Origin of the sequence: Rhodococcus sp. 14-2483-1-2, assembly GCF_002259405.1 — a bacterium.
In the GTDB taxonomy this organism is placed as follows: Bacteria; Actinomycetota; Actinomycetes; order Mycobacteriales; family Mycobacteriaceae; genus Rhodococcoides.
In genome coordinates this window covers 1-17,716 of the sequence record NZ_NPFW01000022.1, presented here as the reverse complement: position 1 = coordinate 17,716, position 17,716 = coordinate 1, and the positions used below count along the sequence as shown (strand labels likewise).

Genomic DNA, 17,716 nt, shown 5'->3' with positions numbered 1-17,716 from the left:
CCTGAGAGGAAATCGCCTGCTCAGGGGCGGGGTCGGGCCACATCAGCGGTTGTTGCCCTTGCCCGGCCGTTCCCGCTTCTCGCGGATACGCACCGAGACACGCACGGGGCTGCCGTCGAAGTTGAACTCCTCACGCAGACGCCGCTCGATGAATCGGCGGTAGCCGGCCTCGAGGAAGCCGGTGGTGAACAGCACGAACGTCGGCGGCCGTGTGCTGGCCTGCGTCGCGAACATGATGCGCGGCAGACGTCCACCTCGCATCGGCGGCGGAGTGGCCGCCACGACCTCCTTGAGCCACGTGTTCAACCTGCCGGTGGGTACGCGCTTGTCCCACGACTCCAGAGCCGTCTCCAGAGCGGGCACGAGCTTCTGGACCGCACGGCCCGTCTGAGCCGAGATGTTCACTCGCTGCGCCCACGGCACCCGAGCGAGATCGCGATCGATCTCCTTCTCTAGCTGCTGACGACGATCGTCGTCCACCAGATCCCACTTGTTGAACGCCAGCACCAACGCGCGGCCGGCATCGGCGACCATGCTGAGCACGCGCATGTCCTGCTCCGAGATCACCTCGGAGGCATCGAGAAGCAGAATCGCGACCTCGGCGGCCTCGATCGCGGACTTGGTGCGCAGCGACGCGTAGAACTCGGCACCACTGGCATGACTGACGCGCTTGCGCAGCCCGGCGGTGTCGACGAATCGCCATGTCTTGCCGCCCAATTCGACCAACGAGTCGACGGGATCGACGGTGGTTCCGGCAACATCGTGCACCACCGAGCGCTCGTCACCCGAGAGCTTGTTGATCAGCGAGGACTTGCCCACGTTCGGCTTACCGACCAGAGCGACACGCCTGGGTCCCCCACCGGGGATCCCTTCGCGCGGAGTCTCGGGCAACGCCTCGAGCACACGGTCCAGCAGATCACCCGTTCCGCGGCCGTGAGTGGCCGAGACCGACAGCGGCTCCCCCAGACCCAGCGACCACAGTGCGGCGACCTCGGACTCGGTGCGGCCGTCGTCGACCTTGTTGGCCACCAACAGAACCGGAGTCTTCGACCGACGCAGCACTCGTGCGACAGCCTCGTCCGTCGTCGTCGAGCCGACTCGCGCGTCGACGACCAACAGGATCGCGTCGGCGGTGTGCATGGCCAACTCGGCTTGGCGCGCAACGGATGCCTGCAGACCCTTGGCGTCGGGTTCCCAACCGCCGGTGTCCTGCACCAGGAAGCGTCGACCACTCCAGTTGGCCTCGTACGACACCCGGTCGCGGGTGACGCCGGGGACGTCCTCGACCACTGCTTCACGTCGTCCGATGATGCGGTTGACGAGCGTCGACTTACCGACGTTCGGACGACCCACCACGGCGAGAGTCGGTACGGCAACGGCATCTTCGCCGTCTTCGCCCTCGTTGAGGTCGACGTACTCCCACTCGCCCTCGTCACTCCATATTCCGTCGCCCGCGGTTTCCGCTGCGCCGGAGAAGAATTCTTCACTCACTGCACTGCTCCACTTCTGTCGTTCACCACGAGCAGCAAACGCTCGATCACGCCGTCGAGATCCAGCTCGCTGGTATCGACGATCACCGAATCCTCGGCGGGACGAAGCGGTGACACTGCTCTCGTCGAATCTGCGTGATCGCGGCGTTGCACATCCGCGAGCACGGATTCGTAGTCGTCGTCGCGACCCTGTTCGATGTTCTGTTTGTTGCGACGCTCTGCCCGCGCCTCCGGTGAGGCAGTCAGGAACACCTTCACGTCGGCGTCGGGAAGAACGACGGTGCCGATGTCGCGGCCCTCCACCACGATTCGCGTCGACGAGCTCGCGAGGTCGCGCTGCATCTGCACCAACAGCTCGCGCACCGCAGGCACTGCGGACACGGCCGAGACGGCCTTGGTGACTGCATCGCCGCGGATTTCGCCGCTGACGTCCTCACCGTCGAGCAACACGGTCTCGGACAGCGGGTCCTTGCCGATCTCGAGGGGAAGCGCAGCAACAGCTTTCGCGACTGCATCCGCATCGGTGGGCTCGACGCCCGAACGGAGAACCCATACCGTCGCGACGCGGTACATCGCACCGGTGTCGAGGTAGCTCGCTTCCAGCGCCGACGCGAGTCTGCGCGAAACCGACGACTTACCGGTGCCCGAAGGACCGTCCATCGCCACGACGAGCGCACTCATCACAGGCCTACGGATTCGTAGAGCTTGCCGATCTCGCCGCGACCGAGAACACGCAGTGTTCCCGGACGCTGATCGCCGAGCACGATGTTGCCGACATCGGTACGCACGAGGCGTCCGACCGGGAATCCGACCTTGTCGAACAACCGACGCACGATGTGCTTGCGGCCCTCGTGCAGGGTCACCTTGACGAGCGACTTGCCGTCCGAGATGTCGAGCAGCTGGAAGCCGTCGACCTTCACCGGTCCGTCGTCGAGAGTGACGCCCTCACGCAGCTGCTTGCCGAGCGTGCGGGGAATGGTGCCCGACAACGTCGCGAGGTAGGTCTTCGAAACCTCGAACGACGGGTGCATCAGGCGGTGAGCAAGATCACCGTCGTTGGTGAAGAGCAACAGCCCTTCGGTATCGGCATCGAGGCGGCCGACGTGGAACAGTCGCTGACCCGCCTGGACCCGCTCGGAGACGATGTCGCCGACGCACGGGCGTCCCAGATCGTCGGACATGGTGCACTGCCATCCACGCGGCTTGTTCATCGCGAGATGAACCAGCTCTTCCTTCACCACCACGCGAGTGCCGTCGACACGGACCACGGCGATGTTGGGATCGATGCGGATGCCCTGTTCGGTCACGATGCGTCCGTCGACCTCGACGCGGCCGTCGGCGATCAGTTCCTCGGCGGCGCGACGCGATGCGACGCCTGCCTGTGCGAGCACCTTCTGCAACCGAACACCTTCACCGGCGGGCACATGCTTGCGCGGTGAGGAATCGGTGTGCTGATGCTTCGCCGGCTTGGCGTTGCTGATCGTGGTCGACGGAACCTGCTTCTTCTGCGGCTTCGGCGGCTTGGGACGCGAGGGCTTCTTGCGCGGAACAGCGTCGTTGCTGCGGTCGTTGACGCCGGTCTCGACGGGCGTGTAATCGATCGATTCGTCCTGCTCGACGCCACGGCGAGGGGCAGGTCGGGCTCCTGTGCGAGGAGCTCCGGTACGTGGCGCACCTGCGCGAGGTCCCCCGGTGCGGGGAGCTCCGGTGCGCGGGGCTCCGGTACGGGGAGCGCCGTCGCGGGGCGCTGCGTCGCGGGTGCGATCTCCGCGGCGCGCGTCACGCGGAGTGTCCGACCTACCTGCGGTCGGCTTCCTGCGTGGGTCTTGTCTCTTGTTACGGTCCGGTGTGCCATCACGGCGAGCGGGCTTGTTCACTTGTCTTACCTATCAGTCGTCCGAGTCGAGCTCGGCTGCCGGATCGGGTTTCGATCCGCGGTTCTTGGTGGAGCGGGTCATTCTCGGGTCGGTGTCCATGCTGTCACTGATCTCGTCGATCAGGTCCACACCCGGCAACAGCGGTGCCAGTTCGGGTAGATCACCGAGCGATGCGAGCCCGAGCCGTTCGAGGAACAACTCGGTGGTGCAGTACATCGTGCCGGTCGTCTCCGGGTCGGTTCCTGCTTCGGAGATCAGTCCACGGGCGAGCAACGTACGCATCACTCCATCGACATTGACTCCTCGCACGGCGCTGACTCGTGCGCGGGTCAACGGTTGACGATATGCGATCACGGCCAGGGTTTCCAATGCCGCGCGTGTGAGCTTGGACCGAGCGCCGTCCAGAAGCAGCCGTTCGACGTACGGCGCATAGGCGGTTCGGGTGTAGAAACGCCATCCGTCACCGGCGTAGCGAAGGTCGATTCCGCTGGTTCGTTCGGTCAGTTCGGCGGCCATCGCCGTCAAGGCCGCGCGCACGCGGGCCACCGAGGCACCCACGGCCGAGGCAAGCTGCTCGTCCGACGCGGGAGTGTCGACGATCAGCAACACAGCTTCCAGAGCCGACGCGAGAGTGGTGTCGTCCAGCTCCTCGGAATCCTCGACGTCCTCAAGCTCGAGTTCTGGATCGGCACTCATGCGTAGTCCTCTTCCGTGACCACGATGGGTCCTTCGTCCTTACCGGTCCAACTCACTCGAAGATCGCCGAGCGGCTCGGGCTGCTCGAACGCGATCACCTGTTGCCGGAACAGCTCCAGCAACGCCAGGAATCGAGCGATTATTTCCACCTGCACCTCGCAGTCCTGCACCAACTCCGAGAACGACGCCCACTCGTTCAGGCCTCGCCCCTGCAGATTCTTGAGCAACCACGCTGCCTGCTCGGGAATCGAGACCGCGTGCTGATGGATGTGATCGAGTCCCACCTGGGGAATCGGCTTGGGCCTGAAGGCCGCTGCGGCGATGTCTGCGAATGTGGCCGGGTCGACGCCGAGCAGCACCTCGGGAATCAAATCGGCGTATCTGTCCTCCACCGACACCGACCGCGGATAACGCCGCAGCGCAGCAGCTTCCAGCTCACCGAACAGCAGAGCGACCTGCTTGTAGGCGCGGTACTGCAGCAACCGCGCGAACAGCAGATCTCGCACTTCGAGCAGCGCCAGATCCTCGGCGTCCTCCACATCACCAGAGGGCAGCAATCGTGCCGCCTTGAGATCGAGCAATGTGGCGGCAACGACGAGGAATTCCGTCGTCTGGTCGAGGCCGACATCGGCACCGAGTGATTTGGTGAACGAGATGAAATCGTCGGTGACGGTGTGCAACGCCACTTCGGTGACGTCCATGCGGTGCTGACTGATCAGCGACAGCAGCAGATCGAACGGACCCTCGAAGTTGAGCAGACGCACCCGAAATTTCGACGGATCCGCGTCGGCGGGAACCTCGATCGGGGCCTCGTCGGCAGCGTCGACGGTCACGGACCCGACCGGTAGATCACCTCGCGCGCAAGGGCGCGGTACGCCTGCGCGCCGCCGGATTTCGGAGCCCAGGTAGTGATCGGCTCGCCGGCGACACTGGTCTCGGGGAAGCGGACCGTTCTGGTGATCACCGTGTCGTAGACGACGTCGCCGAACACCTCGACCACTCGCGTCATCACCTCACGCGAGTGCAGAGTGCGGGCGTCGAACATCGTCACCACGATGCCGGCCAACTTCAGCCGTGGGTTGAGACGATCGCGCACCTTCTCGACGGTGTCGTTGAGCAATGCCAGCCCGCGAAGGCTGAAGTACTCGCACTCCATCGGGATCAACACTTCGTCGGCACACGTGAGCGCATTGACCGTCAACAGACCGAGGGACGGCTGGCAATCGATGAGGACGTAGTCGTAACGATCGAGAATCGGATGCAGCACCCGCCCGAGTGTCTGCTCCCGGCCGACCTCGGTGACCAACTGAATTTCGGCGGCCGAGAGGTCGATGTTGCTGGGCATCAGATCGAGGTTCTCGACGCGAGTCCGCATGATGATGTCGTCGGCAGAGACCTTAGCTTCGACGAGGAGGTTGTAGACCGTCAGATCGAGCTCGTGATGTGCGACACCCAATCCCGCGGACAGTGCGCCCTGCGGGTCGAGGTCCACGAGGAGCACGCGACGGCCGTAGCCGGCCAACGAGGCGCCGAGATTGATGGTCGACGTCGTCTTACCGACGCCACCCTTCTGGTTGCACATCGCAATGATCTTGGCCGGGCCGTGGCTGGACAACGGCTGCGGATCCGGGACCGGCCGAGTCATACGACCCGTGGGCCCGAGCTCGTTAGGAGCAGGAGTGATGTCGCGTGTCTCCCGACTGGATTCCGGTTGACGCGTCTGGAACAGGGCGCCGTCGAGATGTGGATGTTCCAAAGCTGACTCCGCCGCTGGCGGCTGCGGTGTCGACACGTTCCAGCGCTCCCCTGTCCCGTTCGTCTTCGAGTAGATCTGGCAAACGCTACCGCTTGGTGCGCCGGCAACGTCATCGGACACGCTGACACACGGCCGCGGGGCTCGTGCTACCTCGCCCGCGGATGCGCGCCGGCCCACACTTCGCGCAGCGTGTTGACGGTGACGAGGGTGTAGATCTGCGTCGTCGTCACCGAAGCGTGCCCCAACAGCTCCTGCACGACGCGGACATCGGCACCGCCGTCGAGCAGATGAGTAGCGAACGAATGCCGCAGGACGTGCGGTGAGACCCCCGCGGTGATCCCGGCCCGCACGGCCGAATCCTGCAACACCTGCCACGCGCTCTGCCGAGACAACCTGCCGCCCCGGACGTTGAGGAACAGCGCAGGATCGGAGCGCGAGACCAGCCCCGGCCGGCCGCGCACCAGGTAGGCGTCGACGGCCTCGATCGCGGGCCGCCCCACCGGGACGATGCGGTGCTTGCCACCTTTGCCGCGTAACAGCACCGAGCGGGCCTCGGTGTCGATGTCGTCGACGTCGAGCCCCACTGCCTCGGAAATACGAGCCCCGGTCGAATACAGCAGTTCCAACAGGGCCCGATCCCGCAGACCGCGCGGGGCATCGGGACCGGCAACGGACGCCGATTCGAGCAACGCCACCACCTGGTCGACGGGGAGCGACTTCGGTAGTCGCTTCGCCGGTTGGGGCGGCTTGACCTCGCTCGCCACGTTGCGCTCGACCATGCCCTCCGCGAGCGCGAATCGGTGCAGACCCCGCACCGCGATCAACGTCCGGGCAGCCGAACTCGCTGCGAGAGCCGGGAAATCGTCGTCACCGCGCCGCAGATAGAGCACGAACTCGGTGATGTCGTTGTCGGCGACCTTCGCCAGATCGGTGATGCCGTAGCCGCTGAGGAACCGCTCGTAGCGCACCAGATCGCGACGGTAGGACGACACCGTGTTCGGTGCCGACCCGCGCTCGACCACCAGATGGTCGAGGTACGTCTGAATCTGCTGGCCGATCACGGTGGCTACTTTCGTGAACTCTTCCGCTTCTCGAATGCTGTCGGCAGATCGGGCCACGGGGAGTCGGCGGTGCGCAGTTCGGTACCGGTAGCACGTGCCGCGGCGAATGCGAGAACGCCCGCCACCGCGGATGCGTTGACGATCTCGCCCGACAGAGCCCGACGGACGGCCTCGTCCACCGGCACGTACGAAAGCTCGATATCGGCTTCCTCGTCGTGAGCCTCGGGCCGATCGACCTCGGTCAGGCCCTGAGCCAGGAAGATCCGCACGGCCTCGTCGGTGAACCCGGGCGAGGCCAGTACGTCGACCAGAACCGACCACGTCCGAGCGGCGAGCCCGGTTTCCTCGGCGAGCTCACGCTGAGCCGCCAGCACGGGCCGCTCCCCCGGCTCGTCCAGCAGACCGGCAGGCAACTCCCACAGTCGACGACCGACGGGATGACGGTACTGCTCGATCATCACCACACGATCCTGATCGTCGACGGCCAGAATTCCGACCGCGCCGTGATGCTCGATCACCTCACGCTCGGCCTGACGACCGTTCGGCATCGCGACCTGATCGAGCCGAAGCGCAAGGATCGCGCCGGAATACGGCACCGACGAGTCGAGGGTGGTGAACTCGTGCCGGGGCTCGCTCATCCGACGGTCTCGGCCGCGTCCGATTCCTCTGCCGCCACGGTGTCACCGTGAATGTCGACCGGCAGCCGCTCTGCAGCCTTGTACTTCAATGCCGCATTGATCAACGATGCGAACAACGGATGCGGACGAGTCGGCCGGCTCTTGAGCTCCGGATGCGCCTGCGTGGCGACGAAGAACGGGTGCACCGAAGCGGGCAGTTCGACGAACTCGACAAGGTGGCCGTCCGGGGAGGTACCGCTGAACACCAAGCCGCTCTTGGCAATTCGGTCCCGGTAGTCGTTGTTGACCTCGTAGCGATGACGGTGGCGCTCCGAGACGTTCTCGGTGCCGTACGACGCCGCGACAACCGAGCCCTTCTGCAGAGTGGCCGGGTAGGCACCGAGGCGCATCGTGCCGCCGAGATCGGCGTCACCGGCGACGGCGTCTTCCTGATCGGCCATCGTGGAGATCACCGGATCCTTGGTGTCCGGATCGAACTCGGCGGAATTGGCATCGGTCAGACCGACCGAACGAGCCGCCTCGATGACCACACACTGCAATCCGAGGCACAACCCCAGCAACGGAATCTTGCGGGTACGTGCGAACTCGATGGCCCCGAGCTTGCCCTCGATGCCGCGGATACCGAAACCACCGGGAATGAGCACGGCATCGACATCACCCAACGCGGCCTGCGCCCCCGCAGGCGTCGAGCACTCGTCGGATGGAACCCACTTGATCTCGACCTTCGCGCGATGGGCGAATCCACCGGCACGCAGCGCCTCGGTGACCGAGAGGTACGCGTCGGGCAGGTCCACGTACTTGCCGACCAAGCCGACGCGCACGGTTTCGCGCGGCTGGTGGACGCGCTCGAGCAGTCCACCCCAGATGGTCCAGTCCACATCGCGGAACGGGAGACCGAGCTGACGGACGACGTACGCGTCCAGGCCTTCCTTGTGCAGCACCTTGGGAATGTCGTAGATCGACGGCGCGTCGGGCGTGGAGATGCAGCCGTCGACGTCGACGTCGCACATGAGCGCGATCTTGTTCTTGAGCCCCGGCGGCACGTCGCGATCGCAACGCAGGATCAACGCGTCGGGCTGGATACCGATGCTGCGCAGTGCTGCGACGGAGTGCTGAGTGGGCTTGGTCTTGAGTTCACCGGACGGAGCCAGGAACGGAACCAACGACACGTGCAGGAAGAACACGTTGTTGCGGCCGACGTCGTGGCGCACCTGACGCGCTGCTTCGAGGAACGGCTGCGACTCGATATCGCCGACGGTGCCGCCGATTTCGGTGATCACGACATCTGGCTGGTGACCCTGCAGGTCCGGGCCGTTCATGGCGAGAATGCGACGCTTGATCTCGTCGGTGATGTGCGGGATGACCTGAACGGTGTCGCCCAGGTATTCACCGCGGCGTTCCTTGGCGATGACCGTCGAGTACACCTGGCCGGTGGTGACATTGGCGAAACCGGACAGATCACGGTCGAGGAATCGCTCGTAGTGGCCGACGTCGAGATCGGTCTCGGAGCCGTCCTCGGTGACGAAGACCTCACCGTGCTGGAACGGGTTCATCGTGCCGGGATCGACATTGAGGTATGGATCGAGCTTCTGCATGGTCACGCGCAGTCCGCGTGCGGTCAGTAGCTGGCCGAGGCTGGATGCCGTCAGGCCTTTTCCGAGTGAGGACGCGACGCCCCCACTGACGAAAATGTGCTTGGTGTCGGAACGCGACTGAAGGCGTGACAATGAGGCTCCCGTGACGAGTCTGCAGGGCTTGCTCCTATCAGGGGGCTGATAAGAGAGGTGAAGCGTGAAAATTGGGCCTGCTACCCACGGGACTTCACGGTAACACCAGTACCTACCTCACCGCCAACGACACGCGCGTTCCGACGACGATCAGCTCGCCGGCGCTCCGACGGTCACGGCGTTCGCGTTGGCTCCGGTGCCGTAGCGGCCCGACGCCCCGTCCAGCTGCTCCGCCAAGGCGAGAACAGTGGTGATCCGTCCTGCTTCACGGTCGACGTTGTCGACCGTGCTGAGAGCGGACGACAGCGCCGAATCGGCGCGCACCACAGCGATGGAACCGTTGCCCTCTGCAGCGCCGGACCGGCCGGCCAGTACCGCGCCAGCACCACGCGAGTCGAGAGCGCCCGCGAACCGCGCGACGATGGCACCGCGATTGCCGTCCTCCACGTCCGAGGTACCGGAACCGGTGACGACCACAGCCAATTGAGCGGGCGCGACGGCACCGTTGTCGTAGGCGATGAACCCGCCGCTACGCAGCGTCTCCAGCGCCAGTGACAGCTCCTCGGGAGTCGACTGTGGCTGAGCCGTCTCGGCGTTGAGTAGCAGCACCGAACCCAGCAGGTCTCCGGCGAGGCTGCCCTGGTCCACGGCGCCGGTGCGCAACTGCACGCCGGCCGGAATGACGTTGGTCAGGCGCGTACGGAGATCGTCCCCGTTCGCAGCGGAGACGAACGAATCGGTCAGCGACACCCGGCCGGTGACGGTGGCACCCGAGGCTCCGATCGACCGTGTGACTCCGTCCACGTCGCCGGGGTCGGCATCCGGGGTGGTGATGACCACGACGCTGCGATCGACCAACGTGTCCCGTAGAACCCGGCCCGATACCGCAGCGTCGAAGCCGTCGGCCGAGTTGAGCTGCTCACCGAGCTGATTGTTGGTCGCCTGCAGATCGTCCACCTGAGTTTCGAGACCGGTCTTGTCGTCTCGAAGGCCCGATACCAGTCCGCTCGAGAGCAGACCCGAACCGAGCACGATGCCGATGGCCAGTGCCACGAAGACCGCTGCCAGCGAAATGGCATGTTGGCGAAGCGAAATCACGAAAGCAACCCCTGGAACCACAGGGCGAACCGGTTCCACAGATCGATTGCCCAATCCAACGATTCGCCGCCGATGTTGGACACGGCCAACGCCACGATGACGGCGACGAGCGCCGCCAGAATCAACAGAGCGATCGCACCGCCGGACACACGGCTGCGATACAGCGTCGCCACAGCTTTGGCGTCGACCAGCTTGGCCCCGACCTTCAGACGTGTCATGAATGCGGCCGGGTTCGTGTTGCGTCGACCGCGATCGAAGAACTCGTCCAGGCTGGCCGGGCTACCGACCGACACGATGAGCGAGGCCCCGTGATGATCGGCCAACAGCAGCGCGAGATCGGCAGCGGCACCGGTGGCCGGGAACGTCATGGCACCGATACCCAGATCCTGAATGCGTTCGAGGCCCTGCGCGTGTCCGTCGGAATCTGCCGGAAGTACCACCTCGGCACCGCATTTGAGCGTCTGCGCAGTGACGTCCTCGGGATCCCCGACGATGAGATCAGGGCGATGCCCCGCCTTCATCGCGGTGTCGGCACCCGCGCCGACTCCGATGATGACGGGCGAGTACTCCTTGATGAACGGCTTGAGGTTCTTCAGATCCTCGGCGTGCCCGGGACCGTCGGCCACGATCACCACATGACGACCCTTGAGATCGATGTCGATGTCCGGCACTCCGACGCCGTCGATGAGCAACGGGCTCTCGGTTCGGATGAACTCGATCGTGTTGCCCGAGAACGCTTCCAGATGGTCGACCAGACCCGTCTTGGCCTCGATCATCTTGTCCGAGATCTCGGCTTCGCTCTGCTCGTCACCCTTCGCGAGGCGCCGATCGCCGGTGTAGACACCGCCGTCGTTGAGGCGAATCTTGGTGCCATCCTTGATCTTCTTGAAGATCTCGGTGCCGGCCGAGTCGATCAAGGTGATCCCGTTGGCCACGATGGCCTCGGGGCCCAGGTTCGGGTAGCGCCCGGAGATCGAGGGGGACGCGTTGACGACCGCGAGCACCCCTGCCTCGACGAGCGCATCGGCGGTCAGGCGGTCCAGGTCGAGCTCGTCGAGCACGACGATGTCACCGGGGCCGACCCGTTTGAGGAGCTTGGCCGTGTTGCGATCGACTCGCGCGATACCGGTGATTCCGGGCAGCGAATCCTGACTACGTGACAGCAGAGCCGGCATCTTCATGGGAACCATGATGACCCGATCGACACGCCCGACGACGGAGGCGCGCCGAAACAACTACCACACTGATCACATCAGCACCAAAAGTTACAAGGCGGCTCTATCCGCATTTGCGGTGGCCAGCAGCTCCTCGGCATGCGCGCGACCGGTCTCCGTGTCGTCCAGACCCGCGAGCATTCTCGCGAGCTCGACGACGCGTTCCGACGAAGACAGCGTCCGAACCCCACTGTTCGCCGCGCCCTTCTTCGCATCGGTCTTGTCGACCACCAGGTGTGTATCGGCGAATGCTGCAACCTGCGGCAAGTGGGTGACCACGATGACCTGGTGCGTGCGCGCCAACCGGCCGAGTCGACGCCCGACCTCGACGGCCGCGCGACCACCCACTCCGGCGTCGACCTCGTCGAAGACCATCGTCGCGCCCTTGTCCGAGCCCGCCAGCACCACTTCGAGCGCCAACATCACCCGCGACAGCTCACCGCCCGACGCACTCTTGCTGATCGGAAGAGCCTGGGCACCGTCGTGCGCGGACAGACGAAACTCGACCTCGTCGACGCCGCTGCTGCCCGCATGCAGTTCGGTGCCGTCGACGACGATCGGGGCAGTGTCGGACGGTCCGGCGGGAAGTGCGCGAACATCGATCTGCAGCTTGGCTTTTCCCATCGCCAGGCCCGCCAGCTCGACGCTGACCGCTTTCGAGAGCTTCACGGCTGCCTTCGCTCGAGCCGCACTGAGCTTCGACGCAGCCGCCGCGACGTCGATCGCAGCCGCGTCGACCTTGGCGCTCAACTCGGCGAGCGCATCGGCCGAGGTGTCGATGTGCGAGAGTCGCTCGCGGGCGTCTTCCGCCCAGGCGATGACGCCGTCGACATCGGCGGCGTACTTGCGCGTCAACGACTTCAACTCGGCCTGCCGGTTCAGGATCGTGTCGAGGGCACCCGGATCGGACGGCAGATCCGTCAAGTACGAGGTGAGGTCTGCCCCGATGTCGCCCACGATCGCCATCGCGTCGTTCAGTCGCGGCAACAGCTCGGTCAGTGCTGCGTCCTCGGCATGTTCGAGGCGAGAGCGAGCCTCACCCAGCAGATACAGCGCGGACGCCGTGTCCGACGCCTCCTCGGTACTCCCGACGAGTGCTGCCGAAGCACCTTCCGCGGTCTCACGCAGCGAATCGAGATCGCCCAGCCGACGCACATCCTCGGCCACGGAGCGATCCTCACCCGGCTCCGGTGCCAGAGAGTCGATCTCCTGCAGGCCGAACTGCAGCCGATCGGCTTCCTGCGCCAACTCGCGGCTGCGTTCGGTGCGGTCGATCAGCTCGTTGCGCGCGTCGAGCCACGTCTTGCGCGCGGTGCGGTACTTCGAAACCAGGGACGCCACCGCATCCCCCGCGAATCTGTCCAGCGCGCCGAGTTGCTGATCGGGACGCAGCAGACGCAGCTGATCGTTCTGACCGTGGACCGTCAGCAACGAGTCGGTGAAGTTCGACAGCACCGATGCGGGGACACTGCGCCCACCGAGGTGCGCACGAGAACGACCGTCCGAGTTGACGGTTCGCACGGCGATGATCGAATTGTCCTCGTCCCGTTGACCTCCCGAGGACTCGAGCACCTTGTCGACGTCGTCGATCACCTGCTCCGACGCGGTGTCGGTGCTGAATCGCCCCTCGACCACGGCACGCTGCGCGCCGAGCCGAACCCGGCCTGCGTCGGCGCGGGCACCCGACAACAGGTGCAGACTGGTGACCACCATGGTCTTACCGGCACCCGTTTCGCCGGTGAGTACGGTCAGCCCCTCGTGAAATTGTGCGCTGGCACCGGAAATGACTCCGAGGCTGTCGATCCGAATCTCTTCGAGCATCCCTACCTCGCTCTCCCCCGCCACCCGGTCACGGGCAGTTCGAATTTCTTGACCATGCGATCGGCGAACGGTGCCGAATCGAGTCGAACCCACTTGATCGGTGACGCTCCCCGCACCACCTCGACGCGAGCACCTGCCGGCAGGCTCAATGTGCGCCTGCCGTCGCAGAATACGAATCCTGCGTGTCCGCCGGCATCGATTTCGACCGCGATGATCGACTCGGGGCTGGTGACGAGCGGCCGCGCGAACAACGCGTGTGCGTTGCTCGGAATGACCAATATCGCTTCGAGTTCCGGCCAGACCACAGGCCCACCGGCCGAGAACGCGTAGGCCGTCGAGCCCGTCGGTGTGGAGATGAGGACGCCGTCGCACCCGAATGCGGACACCGGTCGTCCGTCGACTTCGAGTACGACCTCGAGCACTCCGAGCCTCGACCCGTTCTCGATGCTGGCTTCGTTCAATGCCCAGCCACGATCGACCACCTGGTCGCCGACGCGAATCGCAATGTCCAACGTCATGCGTTGCTCGATGCGGTAGTCCCCGGCGATGACGCGGGCCAGGGCACCTTCGAGATGGTCGGCTTCGGCCTCGGCCAGGAATCCGACGTGGCCGAGGTTGATGCCGAGCACCGGAATCGAGGCCGCTTGCGCGAGTTCGGCTGCGCGCAGGAAGGTCCCGTCACCGCCGAGCACGAGGACCATCTCGCAGCCGGCGGCTGCGTCCGGTCCGAACTCGACGACGTTGAGCTTCATGTCCGCGACGAATACGTGGTCGTGTTCCTCGGTGTCGGAGGCTTCGATCTTCGACGGCTCGACCTCGTCCACGAGCACGCGAAGGCAGATGCCCGCTTCGTCGAACACCTTGCCCACGCGACGCGCGGTTTCGGCGATGTCCGGTCGACCAGGATGGGCGACGAGAAGAATTTCTCGAGTCGACTCCCGTTCCGGTGCTGCGTGGGACGGAGTCACTGTGGTCCTTCCTCGATCGCGAGCCGGACGAGTTCCGTGATGTCGGCGCGTGGCGAATCCTCGCCTGCACCTGCCCTCAGCCACAAAAAGTACTCGACATTGCCCGACGGCCCCGGCAGTGGGCTTGCCGCTACCGCCTGCACCGTGAGATTCGACGCGACGGCCGCATTGGCCACATCCTCGACGGCCTCGGCTCTCAGCGCGGGATCTCGCACCACACCACCGGAACCCACGCGATCCTTGCCGACCTCGAACTGCGGCTTGACCATCAACACCATGTCGGTACCCGGCTTCGCGCATGCAACGAAAGCGGGAAGAACGAGCTTCAACGAGATGAACGACAGATCTGCGACGATCACGTCCACCGGTCCGCCGATCGTCTCGGCGTCGATCGACCGAACGTTGGTGCGATCGATGACATGAACGCGGTCGTCGGATTGCAGGCGCCACACCAGCTGCCCGTAACCCACGTCGACGGCAACCACTTCACGCACGCCTCGACTGAGTAGAACGTCGGTGAACCCTCCGGTGGATGCACCGGCGTCCAGACAACGAGCCTGCTCGACGGTCAGACCCAGCGGCTCGAATGCGTCGAGGGCACCGAGCAACTTGTGGGCACCGCGGGAGGCCCACGAGACCTCGTTGTCTTCTTCGGCCACCAGCAACGGTGTGCCCGGCTCCACCGCGGTCGCGGGCTTCGAGGCCACGGTCCCTGCGATCTTCACCCGGCCTGCTTCGATCAACTCGGAAGCGTGCTCGCGAGATCGGGCGAGTCCACGACGAACCAGCTCGGCGTCGACACGTGCGCGACGAGCCACGTCAGGTCTTGTCGACGGTGGTCAGGGCGCGCACGAGTACCTCGTGCGCGCGGTCGAGCAGACTCGCGTCGCGCGCAAGGGCGTCGGAGTCCACAGCCTCGGATTCCCCATCGTCCGTCGACTCGATGGTGAGCTGATTCAGCAGCGAGGACACTTCGGTGCGAACAGTGTCCGGATCAGCCGACGACTCATCGCCGGCACCGCTCGGCCGGTGCTGTCCTGGTAGTGGAATAGACGCGCTCATCGCCTCTCACGCTATCGGATGGGTCCGACGAACGCCCGATCGCCGCTCTCCGAACGGTGCTGTCGAATGCTGTGTCAGCACCCGAGCAGGGAACGCAGATCGCCGAGCCGATCACCCTCGAAGCGAACGTCCGAGAAGGCCGAGCCGGACCAGGCGACGTGCAGTGTGGCGAGCGCACCCTCGAACGCATCCGGCGCACCGTCTCCGCTGTACTGCACCGAAAGCACCTCGTTCTCGATGCCGACCGTCCAACCGGTCTTGCTACCGACCCTCGACGCCGTCTCGTCCTCGTTCAGGACTCCGAGATCGGCGCCGATATGAGTGGGCTGCAGACGCCGAGGAGCACGCAACAACTCGGCAGCGGTACTGACGCCGGTCAGAACCAGCAGCGACGGAAGGTCGATTTCGTTCGCTCCAGCGATGTCGGTGTCTAGTCTGTCTCCTACGACCAGTGCCGAGCGTGCTCCGCTGCGCTCGATGGCGTCGTGCATGATCGGGGCGGCCGGCTTGCCCGCCACGATCGGCTCGATCTCGGTGGCGTTGCGCACCGCTGCGACCATCGAGCCGTTGCCCAGAACGAGTCCTCGCTCGGTCGGCAGGGTGGCATCGATGTTCGTGGCCACCCACAGCGCACCCGCACGAATGGCGAGGACTGCCTCGGCCAGCATCTTCCAGCCTGTATCGACCGAGTGACCCTGCACCACTGCGACCGGATCGTCGTCGGCAGAGCGGACCGGCACCAGTCCTACCTTGGTGATCTCGTTCGCCAATGCGTCGGTGCCGACGACGAGCACGCGGGAACCTTGGTCCAACTTGCCCGCCAACACGCGGGCGCCGGCCTCGGAACTGGTGACGACGAACTCTGCTGTGGTGTCGAACCCGAGACCACGCAGATGTTCGGCAACGTCCTCGGGGGCTCGACTGGCGTTGTTGGTGACGAAGTACTGCTTCTCCGAACCACCCGACAGTGCTTCCACTGCACCGGGAATGGGATCCTTGCCGGCATAGACGGTGCCGTCGAGATCGAGCAGCAGAACATCGTGGAGATCACGCAGCACCGTCACTGACCGCCTCCGGACAGCTCCTCGACCCGCTCTTCTGCGTCGGTCTCACCATCGACGTCGGCTGCAGCGGCATTGAGGAACCACTTCACACCTTCGTCGACGCGACCCGCCGCAACCAGCGCATCGGCGTAGACGTAGAAGAGCCGAGCAGCAGCAGTGCCGGAGCGCGACGCGTCGAGATCAGGGGTCTGCAGCGTGACCACGGCCTGGTCGTACTGGTTCAGATCCATTCGGGCACCTGCCACGACGATCCGAAGCTCCGACGCTTCCTCGCCGGTCAACTCGCGAGCCTCGTCGCTGCGACCGAGCTCGATAGCGCGCTCTGGACGTCCGAGTCCGCGCTCGCAGTCGGCCATCACAGCGATGAGGCCCGGTCCGCCTGCCATCCGTCGGGCGGCGCGAAGCTCGGACAGTGCTTCGGCCCACTCACCGGCGTGGTACGCCGCGATACCCGCGGTCTCACGGACCACGGCGATGCGGCCGGCGCGCTGACGAGCCGCGCGCGCGTGCAGCAGCGCCAACTGCGGATCGTCGTCGAGCAGCCTGCTGGTCATCACGAGGTGACGTGCGACGGCAGTTGCGTTGTTCTTGTCCAAGCTCAACAGATCTCGACGCACTGCTGGTTCGAGCTGGCCTGCTTCGACCTCGTCGGGCAGATCCGGCTCATCGGGACGCGGCGGTCGACGGTCGGACGGTGCGCTGTTTCCGCGCCGGTCTCCGGAGAACCCGCCCTCACCGCCACGCCTGCGGGGCGGACCGTCCGAACGACGCGGGTCGCCGCGGCGGTCCTGAGCGCGGGGGTTGCGGTCTCGGGACTCGCTCGGGCGGTTGCCGCCGTCCCCTCGGGAGGGGCGACGATCGTTGTTGTCTTCCGACACGGGCGTCCTTTCGGATTTCGGTACAAACGCAAAAAGGGGACCCACCAAGTGGGTCCCCTTCTTACAACGGGTGTTCGGCGGTGTCCTACTCTCCCACACCCTGTCGAGTGCAGTACCATCGGCGCTGGAGGGCTTAGCTTCCGGGTTCGGAATGGGACCGGGCGTTTCCCCTCCGCTATGGCCGCCGTAACTCTGCGAAACAGTGTCACGAGCGAACCTGTCACCCACACATATATGGGTGGCGGATTCGTGTATTCGATTGTGTAACTGAACAACTCGTGTGTTGTTTCAGATATTGCACAGTGGACGCGTAGCTTCTTTGTGGTAAGTCCTCGGCCTATTAGTACCAGTCACCTGCATCGGTTA

General features: G+C 65.2%; 17 protein-coding genes and 1 rRNA gene. All 18 read right to left on the bottom strand.

Annotated elements, in window-relative coordinates:
- Positions 1–42 precede the first annotated feature (42 nt).
- Positions 43–1,491 (bottom strand): ribosome biogenesis GTPase Der, encoded by a 1,449-nt coding sequence (der, locus tag CH295_RS21210; protein ID WP_037189204.1) that lies wholly within the window; start codon positions 1,489–1,491, stop codon positions 43–45.
- On the bottom strand, positions 1,488–2,171 hold the full coding sequence (gene cmk / locus CH295_RS21205) for a (d)CMP kinase (RefSeq protein WP_094668760.1): 684 nt from the start codon (positions 2,169–2,171) through the stop codon (positions 1,488–1,490). Before cmk ends, der begins: the two co-directional genes overlap by 4 nt.
- Positions 2,171–3,367, bottom strand: coding sequence for a pseudouridine synthase (locus tag CH295_RS21200; RefSeq protein WP_094741873.1), 1,197 nt, complete (start codon positions 3,365–3,367; stop codon positions 2,171–2,173). Before CH295_RS21200 ends, cmk begins: the two co-directional genes overlap by 1 nt.
- Positions 3,368–3,379: 12 nt before the next feature.
- Positions 3,380–4,063 carry an SMC-Scp complex subunit ScpB gene (scpB, locus tag CH295_RS21195; protein ID WP_037189202.1) on the bottom strand — a complete coding sequence of 228 codons (684 nt, stop codon included), beginning with the start codon at positions 4,061–4,063 and terminating at the stop codon, positions 3,380–3,382.
- Positions 4,060–4,896: a segregation and condensation protein A gene (locus tag CH295_RS21190; protein ID WP_094741872.1), complete on the bottom strand. Its 837-nt coding sequence runs from the start codon at positions 4,894–4,896 to the stop codon at positions 4,060–4,062. The genes scpB and CH295_RS21190 overlap by 4 nt, the downstream gene beginning before the upstream one ends.
- A complete protein-coding gene (locus CH295_RS21185; RefSeq protein WP_037189200.1) occupies positions 4,893–5,855 on the bottom strand; it encodes a ParA family protein in 963 nt (320 codons plus the stop codon). Before CH295_RS21185 ends, CH295_RS21190 begins: the two co-directional genes overlap by 4 nt.
- A gap of 110 nt (positions 5,856–5,965) precedes the next feature.
- Positions 5,966–6,880 (bottom strand): site-specific tyrosine recombinase XerD, encoded by a 915-nt coding sequence (xerD, locus tag CH295_RS21180; protein WP_094741871.1) that lies wholly within the window; start codon positions 6,878–6,880, stop codon positions 5,966–5,968.
- 5 nt (positions 6,881–6,885) lie between these two features.
- Entirely contained in the window at positions 6,886–7,518 is a 633-nt protein-coding gene (locus CH295_RS21175) for an NUDIX domain-containing protein (protein ID WP_094741870.1), read from the bottom strand.
- Positions 7,515–9,245, bottom strand: a complete 1,731-nt coding sequence (pyrG, locus tag CH295_RS21170) for a CTP synthase (RefSeq protein ID WP_094632045.1) — start codon at positions 9,243–9,245, stop codon at positions 7,515–7,517. The genes CH295_RS21175 and pyrG overlap by 4 nt, the downstream gene beginning before the upstream one ends.
- A 150-nt stretch (positions 9,246–9,395) precedes the next feature.
- Positions 9,396–10,343 (bottom strand): copper transporter, encoded by a 948-nt coding sequence (locus tag CH295_RS21165; protein WP_094632063.1) that lies wholly within the window; start codon positions 10,341–10,343, stop codon positions 9,396–9,398.
- Positions 10,340–11,524: a putative cytokinetic ring protein SteA gene (gene steA, locus CH295_RS21160; protein ID WP_037189196.1), complete on the bottom strand. Its 1,185-nt coding sequence runs from the start codon at positions 11,522–11,524 to the stop codon at positions 10,340–10,342. Before steA ends, CH295_RS21165 begins: the two co-directional genes overlap by 4 nt.
- An 84-nt stretch (positions 11,525–11,608) precedes the next feature.
- The gene (gene recN, locus CH295_RS21155; protein ID WP_037189938.1) at positions 11,609–13,378 is read right to left on the bottom strand and encodes a DNA repair protein RecN; all 1,770 of its coding nucleotides are present in this window, start codon (positions 13,376–13,378) and stop codon (positions 11,609–11,611) included.
- A 2-nt stretch (positions 13,379–13,380) separates the two neighbouring features.
- Positions 13,381–14,346, bottom strand: a complete 966-nt coding sequence (locus CH295_RS21150) for an NAD kinase (RefSeq protein WP_037189195.1) — start codon at positions 14,344–14,346, stop codon at positions 13,381–13,383.
- Positions 14,343–15,164: a TlyA family RNA methyltransferase gene (locus CH295_RS21145; protein ID WP_037189194.1), complete on the bottom strand. Its 822-nt coding sequence runs from the start codon at positions 15,162–15,164 to the stop codon at positions 14,343–14,345. Before CH295_RS21145 ends, CH295_RS21150 begins: the two co-directional genes overlap by 4 nt.
- Position 15,165: 1 nt before the next feature.
- Entirely contained in the window at positions 15,166–15,408 is a 243-nt protein-coding gene (locus CH295_RS21140) for a hypothetical protein (protein ID WP_094632051.1), read from the bottom strand.
- A 74-nt stretch (positions 15,409–15,482) separates the two neighbouring features.
- Positions 15,483–16,472: an HAD-IIA family hydrolase gene (locus tag CH295_RS28135; RefSeq protein WP_094741869.1), complete on the bottom strand. Its 990-nt coding sequence runs from the start codon at positions 16,470–16,472 to the stop codon at positions 15,483–15,485.
- Positions 16,469–17,350, bottom strand: coding sequence for a tetratricopeptide repeat protein (locus tag CH295_RS28130; protein WP_082323568.1), 882 nt, complete (start codon positions 17,348–17,350; stop codon positions 16,469–16,471). The genes CH295_RS28135 and CH295_RS28130 overlap by 4 nt, the downstream gene beginning before the upstream one ends.
- A 72-nt stretch (positions 17,351–17,422) precedes the next feature.
- A 5S ribosomal RNA gene (gene rrf / locus CH295_RS21125) occupies positions 17,423–17,539 on the bottom strand.
- Positions 17,540–17,716 lie beyond the last annotated feature (177 nt).